Origin of the sequence: Brevibacillus sp. MS2.2 (genome assembly GCF_013284345.1) — a bacterium.
Lineage (GTDB): Bacteria > Bacillota > Bacilli > Brevibacillales > Brevibacillaceae > Brevibacillus > Brevibacillus brevis_C.
In genome coordinates this window covers 109,052-120,971 of record NZ_JABSUZ010000014.1, presented here as the reverse complement: position 1 = coordinate 120,971, position 11,920 = coordinate 109,052, and the positions used below count along the sequence as shown (strand labels likewise).

General features: G+C 46.4%; 12 protein-coding genes. All 12 read left to right on the top strand.

Annotation, left to right across the window (positions count from 1 at the left end; genetic code table 11):
• Positions 1-100 precede the first annotated feature (100 nt).
• The 12 genes from HP568_RS15305 (at position 101) to HP568_RS15250 (ending at position 11,880) form a co-directional block, all read left to right on the top strand.
• Positions 101-1,300: a DUF3866 family protein gene (locus HP568_RS15305; protein ID WP_173629507.1), complete on the top strand. Its 1,200-nt coding sequence runs from the start codon at positions 101-103 to the stop codon at positions 1,298-1,300.
• A gap of 137 nt (positions 1,301-1,437) precedes the next feature.
• Positions 1,438-2,019, top strand: a complete 582-nt coding sequence (locus HP568_RS15300; RefSeq protein ID WP_254551242.1) for an NUDIX domain-containing protein — start codon at positions 1,438-1,440, stop codon at positions 2,017-2,019.
• A gap of 4 nt (positions 2,020-2,023) precedes the next feature.
• Complete coding sequence (locus HP568_RS15295; RefSeq protein WP_173629506.1) at positions 2,024-3,196, top strand: endonuclease Q family protein; 1,173 nt, start codon at positions 2,024-2,026, stop codon at positions 3,194-3,196.
• 67 nt (positions 3,197-3,263) lie between these two features.
• Positions 3,264-3,890: a stage II sporulation protein M gene (gene spoIIM / locus HP568_RS15290; protein ID WP_016739960.1), complete on the top strand. Its 627-nt coding sequence runs from the start codon at positions 3,264-3,266 to the stop codon at positions 3,888-3,890.
• A gap of 94 nt (positions 3,891-3,984) precedes the next feature.
• Positions 3,985-4,449, top strand: a complete 465-nt coding sequence (gene fur / locus HP568_RS15285; RefSeq protein ID WP_007720739.1) for a ferric iron uptake transcriptional regulator — start codon at positions 3,985-3,987, stop codon at positions 4,447-4,449.
• 156 nt (positions 4,450-4,605) lie between these two features.
• On the top strand, positions 4,606-4,845 hold the full coding sequence (locus HP568_RS15280; protein ID WP_048032568.1) for a YqzK family protein: 240 nt from the start codon (positions 4,606-4,608) through the stop codon (positions 4,843-4,845).
• A gap of 93 nt (positions 4,846-4,938) precedes the next feature.
• Positions 4,939-5,826, top strand: a complete 888-nt coding sequence (gene xerD, locus HP568_RS15275) for a site-specific tyrosine recombinase XerD (RefSeq protein ID WP_048032569.1) — start codon at positions 4,939-4,941, stop codon at positions 5,824-5,826.
• Between the two features lie 119 nt (positions 5,827-5,945).
• Entirely contained in the window at positions 5,946-7,118 is a 1,173-nt protein-coding gene (gene deoB, locus HP568_RS15270) for a phosphopentomutase (protein WP_173629505.1), read from the top strand.
• 60 nt (positions 7,119-7,178) lie between these two features.
• Positions 7,179-7,988, top strand: coding sequence for a purine-nucleoside phosphorylase (locus HP568_RS15265; protein WP_056492641.1), 810 nt, complete (start codon positions 7,179-7,181; stop codon positions 7,986-7,988).
• A gap of 24 nt (positions 7,989-8,012) precedes the next feature.
• Positions 8,013-9,320, top strand: coding sequence for a pyrimidine-nucleoside phosphorylase (locus HP568_RS15260; RefSeq protein WP_173629504.1), 1,308 nt, complete (start codon positions 8,013-8,015; stop codon positions 9,318-9,320).
• 330 nt (positions 9,321-9,650) lie between these two features.
• Positions 9,651-10,121, top strand: coding sequence for an Lrp/AsnC family transcriptional regulator (locus tag HP568_RS15255; protein ID WP_007720718.1), 471 nt, complete (start codon positions 9,651-9,653; stop codon positions 10,119-10,121).
• Between the two features lie 109 nt (positions 10,122-10,230).
• Positions 10,231-11,880: a peptide ABC transporter substrate-binding protein gene (locus HP568_RS15250; RefSeq protein ID WP_173629503.1), complete on the top strand. Its 1,650-nt coding sequence runs from the start codon at positions 10,231-10,233 to the stop codon at positions 11,878-11,880.
• The last annotated feature ends 40 nt before the right edge of the window (positions 11,881-11,920 follow it).

Here is an 11,920-nt window from a genome sequence, read left to right as displayed (position 1 = left end):
TTCGTTCGCTCACTTGTTTGCATGATTGAGACAACCACTGTTCATCATAGACTGAATAGAAAGCTCGGGGACGAGGCAGGAATGAAAGGGGGGAAGCTGGGTGCTTCGTTTGGCGGTGGGGACGGTCCAAAAAGTTCTGGAAAAGCAAACAGGGATGCAGATACTCGAAGTCCGGACAGAATCGGTTACTGGATACAAAATGGAGAGAGTGCTGTCTTTTTTGCAGGAGGATTATAAAAGTGGCGATTTACTTTTGATCAATACAACCGCTGTTCGATTGGAATTGGGGACAGGCGGGTATCATTTTGTCGTAGGAAAGATTACTCAACCAGAGGAAACGGATGTCCTTCCTAATGAGTGGGGGCATGTGATGAAAATGCGCTATTCGCCATGGCAGCTCGCGGTAGATTCGGTAGAAGAACAGGCCAGCCCGTACCACCCTTTGTTTGTGCAAGAAGATTTATCCTTGCAAGGTACCCCTGTTTTGATTAGCGAGCTACACAGTCTTCTACCTGTTGCTGTCCTTGCTTTGCATATAAAAAATCCAAATGCCCGTATCGTATATGTCATGCCAGACGGCGCATCTTTGCCGATTGCCTTGAGTCAGCATGTCCATCAATTAAAAGGAAACGGGAGCTTGGCTGCGACAGTGACGACAGGTCATGCGTGGGGGGGAGATCGTGAGTCGTTGACAATTCATAGTGGCTTGCTGGCAGCACGCCATGTAGAGCATGCCGATATCATTGTTTGTATGCTCGGACCTGGGGTAGCGGGTACGGGTACACCTTATGGCTTCTCGGGAATTCAGTTAGCTGAGGTCATTCATGCCGTAGCCACTCTTGGAGGAACACCCTTTTTTATTCCTAGAATCAGCTTTGGGGACCCACGTACCAGGCATTACGGTGTCAGTCATCATACCGTGTCGATTTTAAACAGATTTGCTCTCTGTCCTGCCCTGGTTACAATCCCGATTTTCAGGGATGAAAGAGATGAAGTCCTTTCACGGCAAATGAAAGCAATAGAAGTTGCAGGAAAGCATATTTTCATAAAGGGAAAAGTCCCAGACCCGTCAGAACTGGCTTCACTGGAAAAGGGGTATGGCTTGTCCTTTTCTACGATGGGGCGAAATTGGCAAGAGGACCCTGCCCCTTTTCAGACGGCATGGATGGCTGCCGATTTGGTAGAAAACAGTCTGGGCTACATCTTCCAAACCGTTAACGACGCACCGCATTCGCCCGCTTCATCAAGTACTCTTGAAGCGTTAGGTCTTTACTTGACCAGGAACGAAGTGCAGCCTTGATCTCCCAAGCTTTTCCGACCATACGCAAGTGCTTTTCGCTAACATATGTTTTCATTCATGATCTCCTCCGATACAATAGGGTGGACAAGCTCTATGCTCCCAACTTATGGAGGGAATCGACGATTTAGAACGACTTCATGAAAAAAAGGATGATGACGACAGTGAATAAATATGATCACTTGTATGAAAAAACCATTTCCAGTCAACCCATTTATGACGGAAGAATTATTAAGGTCAAGGTAGATGAAGTACTTCTGCCCAATGGCAACACAGCCAAGCGAGAAATCGTGAATCATCAAGGGGCGGTTGCCGTATTACCGATAACAGATGATAACAAAATGGTTGTAGTTCGTCAGTTCCGCAAGCCTTTGGAGCGTACAATCGTGGAAATCCCAGCAGGAAAGCTGGAGCCAGGGGAAGAGCCACTTGCATGTGCAATGCGCGAGCTGGAAGAAGAGACAGGTTATGTTGCGAGTCAGTACACACCGCTCAGCTCTTTTTATACATCGCCAGGCTTCGCGGATGAAATTTTACATGTTTTTGTGGCCACTGGTTTGAAAAAAGGAGAAAGCAAACCGGACGAGGATGAGTTCGTTGATGTGCTGGAAGTAACACTGGAAGAAGCGCATGCCCTGCATCAAAGTGGAGAAATCCGTGATGCCAAGACAGTCGTGGCATTATACGCGTGGGAAAACAAAATGTTGCGCGAACGTGGGTAGTACGATGCTTTCTTCCTATTTTTGCGACATGCATATTCACATCGGCGGTACGTGGACGGGTAAACCTGTGAAAATAACGGCTTCACGCCAAATGACACTCACCAAAATTTTGGAGGAAGCCTTAGAGAAAAAAGGGATGGATGTCATCGGGATTATTGATGCACATTCGCCGGAGGTTCAGGATGAGCTGGTAAATCTGTTGGAAAAGGGATCAGCCATTGAACAGGTGGATGGAGGAATTTCCTACAAAGATACCTTGCTTATCTTGGGTTGCGAAGTAGAAATCAAGGAGCCGGGGCGTGGTGCAGCTCATTTTCTCGTCTATCTACCGAAGCTGCAAGAAATGAAGCAATTTACCGCGTGGCTGTCAGAACGCTGCAAAAATGTGCAATTGAGTTCTCAGCGTATCTACACATCACTCAGGGAATTACAAGCCTGCGTCGATCAATTGCAGGGACTCTTGATCCCGGCCCATGTTTTTACGCCGCATAAAGGGTTGTATGGGAGCTGTACGGATTCGATGGCAGAAGTGCTCGATCCTTCGCTCATCTATGCGGTCGAGCTAGGATTGAGTGCGAATACCATTATGGCGGACCGCATATCCGAGCTGCATGACAAAACCTTTCTCACAAATTCGGATGCCCATTCTCTGGCGAAGATAGGCCGGGAATATCAAGCGATGTATATGCAAGAGCGTTCCTTCGCAGAGTGGGTGAAAGCGATTAAGCGTATCGGTGACAGAGGGGTTCGTATGAACTATGGTCTACACCCTGAGCTTGGCAAGTATCATCAGACGGCGTGTCAAGCTTGCCAGTCTTTACTAGCGGCGGATGCCTCAGGCAAATGTCCGGAATGCGGCTTCCAACGAATTGTGCGAGGGGTTGCAGCGCGCATTGATCAGCTAGCGGATGTAGAGGCAGGCCAGCATCCGGCGTTCCGTCCTCCTTATATCGAGCAAATCCCGTTGGAATTCATTCCGGGAGTCGGTCCGAAAATGTTGGACAAGCTGTATCAATCGTTTGGTACACAGATGAACGTATTGCATCGCGTGAACGAAGAACAGCTCACTCATGTTGTGGGAGAGAAAATCGCTTCGCTTATTGTGCAAGCACGAGAGGGAAAACTTTCTGTCCAAAAGGGCGGTGCCGGTACCTACGGAAAGATCGTCCCGATGTAGGTTGTCATAGGGGAGAACTCGTCCGCATAAGCTGTACAGTAATCAGCCAAGCGGGAGGCGACGAAGCGTGCGTTCACGAGTCGGACAAACTATCCAATCCTATGCGAGAGAACATCAGTCACTCTACTGGTTCACGATCGTCCTGTTTACGATGGGCATTATTTTCGGAGCCGTTCTCGTCAATTCACTGCCATTGTCACAGAAGCAGGAGCTGTACGGTTTTCTGCAATATTTTTTCAACAGTCTTGGCAGTGATGGAATCCCGGAGACCAGTGCCCATTTTCAGCAGGCGTTTGGTCATTATGCCAAAACCATAGCAATCATGTGGGTGCTAGGATTATCCATTATTGGGTTGCCTATGATTTTGTTGATGCTCTTTTTAAAAGGGGTCGTGGTTGGTTTCACCGTCGGGTTTTTGGTAAGTCAACTCCAATGGCAAGGCGTAACATTTGCTATGGTGGGTGTTCTCCCGCAAAATTTATTGGTCGTCCCTGCCCTTTTTATTGTAGGTGTCAGCGGAATTTCGTTTTCTCTTCGACTCATACGAACGAGAGTGCTAAGCAAAAGGGATGTCATCATGCCACATTTTATGGGCTATACCGTTCTTGTTCTTAGCATGCTGGCGGTATTGACGATTGCAGCCTTGTTTGAAACCTTCATTTCCCCTAGGTTGATGCAGCTTGTGCTTAATTAAGAATAATTCTCAGGTAAGAACTTATGCATTTGACTTATTCAATGCCCCTCTACTATAATAGGAACAGGTTTCATGCGAGCGGGGAGGGGCATTAATGTTGGAAGAAAAATTAGAGAAAATTAAGCAGCAGTTGCATTCACAGAACTACAAGCTGACACCACAGCGTGAAGCCACTGTTCGCGTGTTGTTGGAGAATGAAGAAGACCACTTGAGCGCGGAAGATGTTTACTTGTTGGTGAAGGATAAAGCGCCGGAAATCGGGCTTGCTACCGTATACAGGACATTAGAGCTGTTGAGCGAACTGAAAATCCTTCATAAAATGAATTTTGGCGATGGCGTAGCTCGTTACGATCTTCGTGATGATAATGCTGCCTATCACCACCATCACCTCATTTGCCTCAATTGTGGTACGGTGGATGAAATTTTTGAAGATCTGCTTGTCACAGCAGAAGAGAAAGTCAAGAATGTTTACAACTTTTATATTACCGACCACCGATTGACCTTCTACGGGATCTGCAATCGTTGTGTAGATAAAGTGAACGTGGAGGACTTCAAATAAAGTCGACTTCTCTGGGAACGGAGAAGTTTTTCTTTTTTCCTTGGGAGCTTTTGTAATGGCAGACTTATTCCTGTGGAATCCTAAGAGAGCATCGATTCGAATGGAGCGAGGGACAAATGCATATAAATGAAAGAAAGTCTGTAAGGAGGCTCACGGATGAAGGTCTCTTATCGCCGCTTGATGGAGGGTCTTCGTTTCTTGCTTCTTTTCATTACCTGCACCTTGCTCTCCTACGGCATCATTACCTTGCTGGCGGACAAATTTCTCCCGGCAAACCCTTATCAAGAACCACATGGGAATGCGGTGAAGGTAGTAAAAGTCATCAATACCTCTCAGGCACAGGATTTTGACGGTTATGTCGCACGACTACAGCTCTTCTTTTTAACAGGAGAGTAATGCGAGTTTGAGTTTTTTATCTGGAGAAGCAGGAGTTTCTTTTTCTTTGTGGAAAGCAATACACGATACTTATCAGCTGAAGGGGACAGCTTCATGGACAGTCTGATTGATCAGTTTATTCATTTCCTGACTGTGGAGAAAGGGTTATCGAGAAATACCCTGGAATCCTATCAACGGGATATGGTGGCCTTTACCTCGTACTTACAGGAGCAAGGTGTCTCTCGAATAGAGGATTCTACTCGGACGCACATCATTGGTTACTTGCTTGTTTTACGGGAAAAAGGACGTGCTACAGCAACGCTTTCTCGCAATATGGCATCGATACGAGCGTTTTATCAGTTTCTCATTCGGGATAAATACATAGATAAAGATCCATCCATTCATCTAGAAACACCGAAGATCGAGAAACGCTTGCCGAAAGTGCTCTCTGTTGAGGAAGTGGAACGTCTTTTGGAAAGTCCTCCTGTCAATCATCCTGCCGGGCTGCGGGACAAGGCGATGCTTGAGCTTTTATATGCGACAGGCATTCGTGTCTCGGAGTTAGTCAATCTGGATAGTGCTGATGTGAATCTGGATATGGGCTTTGTCAAATGCTTGGGAAAAGGATCAAAAGAGCGAATCATTCCGTTAGGCTCGGTAGCCATTCAAATGGTTCGCCACTATTTGCAGGCAGGGCGTCCCAAGCTGGTAAAAGGAACTGGCGATACTGCATTATTTCTGAATCACTTGGGCAAACAAATTACACGGCAAGGTTTTTGGAAAATTATTAAACGATATGCCCAAAAATCAAACATCCGTGCAGAGATTACACCCCATACGCTTCGCCACTCTTTTGCCACTCACTTACTGGAAAATGGAGCCGATTTGCGCTCTGTTCAGGAGATGCTTGGGCATGCTGATATTTCAACCACCCAGATTTACACACATGTGACCAGAACGCGGATTAAGGACATCTATGCCAAGACGCATCCGCGAGCATGAGTATGAAAAAACGATCGACTCCGCCTGATTGTCGGGCGGAGAAAAATTTTCTGAATCAGGTCAGACGTCTGACGACTTGATTTTGGAATTCGAATGACTGGTAAACAGGAGGCGTTAAGATGCAGTATTCACGAGTTTTTTTGATCGTCATGGACAGCGTAGGGATTGGCGAACAACCTGATGCGCCTAAGTTCAATGATGCAGGAGCGAACACCTTGGGTCATATTGCGGAAAGAGTTGCAGGGTTTTCATTGCCCAACCTGCAAAAATTAGGTTTGGGAAATATAGCACCACTCCAAAACGTTGCGCCAGTAGCAACTCCTATGGCCCATTATGGGAAAATGCAGGAAATCTCCATGGGGAAAGATACGACGACTGGTCATTGGGAAATCATGGGTCTGCATGTGTCTACTCCGTTTAACACCTATCCAGACGGATTTCCACAAGAGTTGATCTCGGAATTTGAGCAACGTATTGGCCGCAAAGTGCTCGGGAACAAGGTCGCTTCGGGAACGGACATTCTCGACGAGCTTGGCGAAGAGCATATGAATACGGGTGCAGTGATTGTCTATACATCTGCGGACAGTGTATTCCAGGTGGCAGCCCACGAAGAGGTTGTTCCGCTTGAAGAGCTGTACCATATTTGCGAGGTAGCTCGTGAGTTGACGCTTCGTGATGAGTTTGCCGTTACTCGTGTCATTGCACGCCCATTTGTTGGACAGCCAGGTAATTTTAGCCGTACAGCAAATCGTCACGATTATTCGGTGAAACCATTTGCTCCGACAGTCATGAATCGTCTGCAAGATGCTGGCCTTGCTTCTATTGCCATTGGCAAAATCAGCGACATTTACGCAGAAGAGGGAGTTACCCAATCTATTCGTACCAAAGATAACATGGACGGTGTAGATCAAATTCTGGGCACGATGAAACAATCGTTTACGGGTCTTTCTTTTGTCAACCTCGTGGACTTCGATGCGAAGTTCGGTCATCGCCGCGATCCAGAAGGGTATGGTCACGCTTTGATGGAGTTCGACGCTCGTATTCCAGAGCTTTTGGAAGCGCTACAAGAAAATGATTTGCTGGTAATCACGGCAGACCATGGAAACGATCCTGTACATCATGGCAGTGACCATACCAGAGAATACGTGCCGTTGCTTGTCTACCACAAGGGTATTCAAGCTGGAGAACATTTGGGTATCCGTGAAACATTTGCGGACTTGGGTGCGACCATCGCTGACAATTTTGGGGTAACTGCTCCGGTGATTGGGAAAAGCTTCCTCAATCATTTATAAAGGTTAAGCAAAAATAAACATTTATATAATAGAAGAAACACAAAAAAGGAGAGAGTTAAATTGGCAAATTTCCATGATGCAGTAGCATATATCGAACCGAAACTAACAGAAAAACCAACCATTGGTCTCGTACTCGGATCAGGGCTGGGTGTTTTGGCAGATGAAATCGAAAATCCAGTGATCATCCCTTATCATGAAATTCCTGGGTTTACTGTGTCCACCGTTGTCGGCCACAAAGGACAACTCGTGATTGGCAAGCTGCAAGGCAAGCAAGTCGTTGCGATGCAAGGTCGTTTCCACTTTTATGAGGGACATGGACTGGATGCCGTTGTTTTCCCAATCCGTGTCATGAAGCTGCTCGGCGTTGAAACCATTATTGTGACCAATGCGGCTGGCGGAATTAACGAAGGCTACAATCCAGGCGACCTCATGCTGATTTCCGATCACATCAACATGACGTTCCGCAATCCATTGATCGGTGCAAATGATGAACAATTGGGAGCGCGCTTCCCAGATATGTCTGAGGCTTATTCCAAACAGCTCCGCAAGCTGGCTCATGAAGTTGCTTCCGAGCAAGGAATCCAGCTACGTGAAGGTGTATACGCAGGCCTGTTAGGTCCTACCTACGAAACTCCTGCGGAAATCCGTATGCTTCGCCTGTTGGGTGGGGATGCTGTAGGGATGTCCACTGTACCAGAGGTAATCGTCGCACGACACATGGGTGTGAAGGTGCTTGGTATTTCGTGCATTAGCAACATGGCAGCAGGTATTTTGGAACAGCCTCTGTCCCATGATGAAGTAATGGAAACGACAGAAAAGGTAAAATCGCAATTCCTGGCTCTGGTAAACGGTATCGTAGCCAAGATGTAAGTAACGGATTCGGAGGGATTAACAATGCGTATGGTCGATATGATCGCCAAAAAACGTGATGGCGGAGAACTGACAACAGAAGAGATTCAATTTCTGGTGACAGGCTATACAGATGGAAGCATTCCTGACTACCAGATGTCCGCATGGGCAATGGCAGTCTTTTTCCGAGGCATGACTGCGAGAGAGACAGGAGATCTAACCTTGGCAATGGCAGGATCAGGCGAACAGCTTGACCTGTCTTCCCTGCAAGGAATTAAGGTAGACAAGCACAGTACAGGCGGAGTAGGGGACAAGACTACTCTTGTTGTTGCGCCGTTGGTAGCGGCAGCAGGTATTCCTGTGGCAAAGATGTCTGGAAGAGGTCTCGGATACTCAGGAGGCACTATCGACAAGCTGGAGTCCTTCGCTGGTTTTGAAGTAGAACGCACACGCGAGCAATTTTTGCAGCAGGTGCGTGATATTGGCGTGTCCGTAATCGGACAGTCTGGCAACCTGACACCTGCAGACAAGAAGTTGTATGCTCTGCGTGACGTGACAGCTACTGTAGAAGCTGTGCCGTTGATTGCAAGCTCCATTATGTCCAAGAAGATTGCCGCTGGGGCAGATGCCATCCTGCTTGACGTAAAAGTAGGGAAGGGCGCTTTCATGAAAAGCATTGAAGAGGCAGAAACATTAGCAAATGCGATGGTTGCAATCGGTAGCCAAGTAGGACGTAAAACGGTGGCGGTTATCAGCGATATGAACCAGCCGCTTGGTTTTGCCGTGGGCAATGCACTGGAAGTGAAAGAAGCGGTAGAGACACTTGCAGGTAAAGGCCCTCGCGATTTGACCGAGCTGGTATTGGCTATTGGTTCCCGCATGCTTGTTATGGGTGGGCTTGTTACTGATGTGGAAGAAGGACGTAAGAAGCTCGAAGACCTGATGGCTTCCGGAAAAGCAGTGGATAAACTGGCGGAAATGGTAGAGGCTCAAGGCGGCAATAAGCAGGACGTCTATGAGTTGTCTCGTCTGCCGCAAGCAAAGATCATTCATACCGTTACAGCCGAACAGGACGGCTTTGTAAGTGCGATTGATGCAGAAGCAATCGGTCATGCTTCTGTTGTCTTGGGTGCGGGCAGATTGACAAAAGAAATGCCAATTGACTTGGCAGTAGGTCTTGTTCTGCACAAAAAACGCGGGGATCAGGTGAAGGCTGGAGAAGTTTTGGTCACCATCCATGCCAACGAAGACCATCTTCTGCAAAATGCCTTGAAAGAAATGGCAGGCGCCTTCCAGATTTCGACGGCAATCGACGGAAAACAACCGTTGATTTATAAAGTTATCGAAGCATAGAATGTCAGGTTATTAGTTGATTAATCAAATAAAACAAGGCGTGCACAGCACATGAGCACGCCTTGTTTTATGAGTAAAAATACAGTTTCTCGAAAAAATATTGTTGATTAAATCTAGTTTTTCATATTCAATAGTAAGATATAAGTCGTTCTTTATTGTATAAAATATATTTTACTGTTCGGATTGACTTTATAAAGTTTTATAATTCTACTTGTCAAATTTCGTTGACACCGCTATCATTTCCGATTACTTTTATTGTATTAGACTGTTTGTAAAAGATTATTGCGAAATTCGTAAAAAAATGATGGAGGTTCTCAGAAAATCGTATTTATGAAAAAGCTGGACCATGTCGACAGACAGATTCTGCAAATCCTCCATGAAGATGGGCGTATCCCATATACAGAAATCGCCCATCAACTAGGCGTGAGCGAAGGAACAATTCGATCGCGCATCACTCGTCTTTTGCAAGACGGTGTCTTCCAATTCGTAATTCAACCCGATCCAGAGAAATTAGGATTACATGTGCAGGTTATCATCGGGTTAACCACAAAGCTAGGTTTGCAGAAAGAAGTGGCAGAAAAATTAAGCAAATTTTCTGCAGTACGCTTTGTAGGCGCTTATAGCGGTAAGCACGACTTGATTATCCAAGCGTGTTTCCATAGTAATGATGAGCTGATCACCTTTGTTAACGAACGACTCTCTCAAATTGAAGGAATTGCAGCTGCGGACGTTTCACTGGAACTGAAGCAGTACAAAGACACCTTCTCTTTCGTTCAAGACGACGAGGTGACCCTGCAATGAAAGGGGTTGATGCCTTCCAGCCGAAGTCAAGCAGCTTCGCGTAGTTTTCATTTTTTTTCGTCCTTTATTTTCAGAAAAAAGACAAAAAAGAAAACTGGGGGTTATTGCGTTGAAAAAGAATGTGTTTGCACTTGTGAGCTCGATTGCTGTATTAGGAACTGCCCTGGCAGGGTGCGGAGGAGGTCAACCAACTGCCGCTCCACCGGCAGGAGAAACACCAGCACCTTCACAGCCTGCAACTCCAGCGGCTGAGAAAAAGCCACAAGTTTTAAAGATGAACCTGCACTCGGAGCCACCTACAACTGATCCAGGGCTCGCAGAGGACACGACTTCAGGCGCGATTATCTTGGCAACCTTTGATGGCTTGACCCGCATTGGAACCGACGATAAGCCGCATGAAGCTGCTGCTGAGAGCTATACCGTATCTGATGATAAGCTAACGTACACATTTAAAATCAGAGAAGCGAAATGGAGCAATGGTGATCCTGTAACAGCACATGACTTTGAGTATGCTTGGAAGCGTGCTCTCGATCCAAAAACAGCTTCCAACTACGCATATCAGCTGTACTACGTGAAGAATGGTGAAAAAGCAAACAAGGGCGAAGCAAAGCTTGATGAAGTAGGCGTGAAGGCACTTGACGATAAGACACTGGAAGTTAAGCTGGAGAATCCGACGCCATACTTCCTGGAATTGCTCGCATTCCGTACCTACTTCCCAGTTAATAAAAAAGTAATTGATGCAAATCCGAAGTGGGCAGGCGAAGCAAGTTCGCACGTCGGTAACGGACCTTTCAAAATCGAATCTTGGGAGCACAAGAGCAAGATGGTGCTCGTGAAGAACGAAAATTACTGGGATAAAGACAATGTAAAGCTCGACAAAATCGAATTCTCCATGGTAGAAGACGAAAATACAGAGCTCTCCATGTTCGAAAATGGCGAAATCGACTGGGCTGGCGCACCTATGAGTGCTTTGCCAACAGATGCGATTCCAGCATTGAAAGAGCAAGGCAAGATTCAAACGAATCCAATTGCTGGTACGTACTGGTACAAGTTCAATACCGAAAAGCCGCCATTTAATAACATTAAAGTGAGAAAAGCATTTGCCTACTCGATCGATCGCCAAGGCTTGATCGACAACATTCTCCAAACGGGTCAAATCCCGGCAACAGGCGCTGTTCCTCCATCCATGGTGCTGAATCCAAATGGCTATTTCAAAGACAAGGATATAGAAAATGCGAAAAAGCTTTTGGAAGAGGGACTGAAAGAGGCTGGCTTGAGCAAGCTGCCACCGATTACCTTGTCCTACAACACATCTGAGGCTCACAAGAAGATTGCTGAGGCCATCCAAGACCAATGGAAGAAAAATCTCGGCGTAGATGTGAAACTCGAGAACAAAGAATGGAAAGTTTACCTGGAAGACATGCATGAGGGTAACTTCCAGATTGGACGGATGGGCTGGCTGGGTGACTTCAATGACCCAATCAACTTCCTGGAGCTCTACAAGGATAAAATGGGTGGAAACAACGATACGCGTTGGGAGAATGCAAAATATAAAGAGTTGTTGAACCAATCTGCTCAGGAGCCAGACCTCGAGAAACGTAAGAAAATTTTGGCAGATGCAGAGCAAATCCTAATGGATGAAATGCCAATCATGCCAATTTACTTCTACACGCAATCTTGGGTACAGAAGCCAGAAGTGAAAGGCGTTCACCAAACTGGCCTGGGTGACGTGGATTGGAAAGGCGCTTACATCGAGTAATTTCATAACGAAGGAAACGGGATTTGCGGCAGAGGGTATA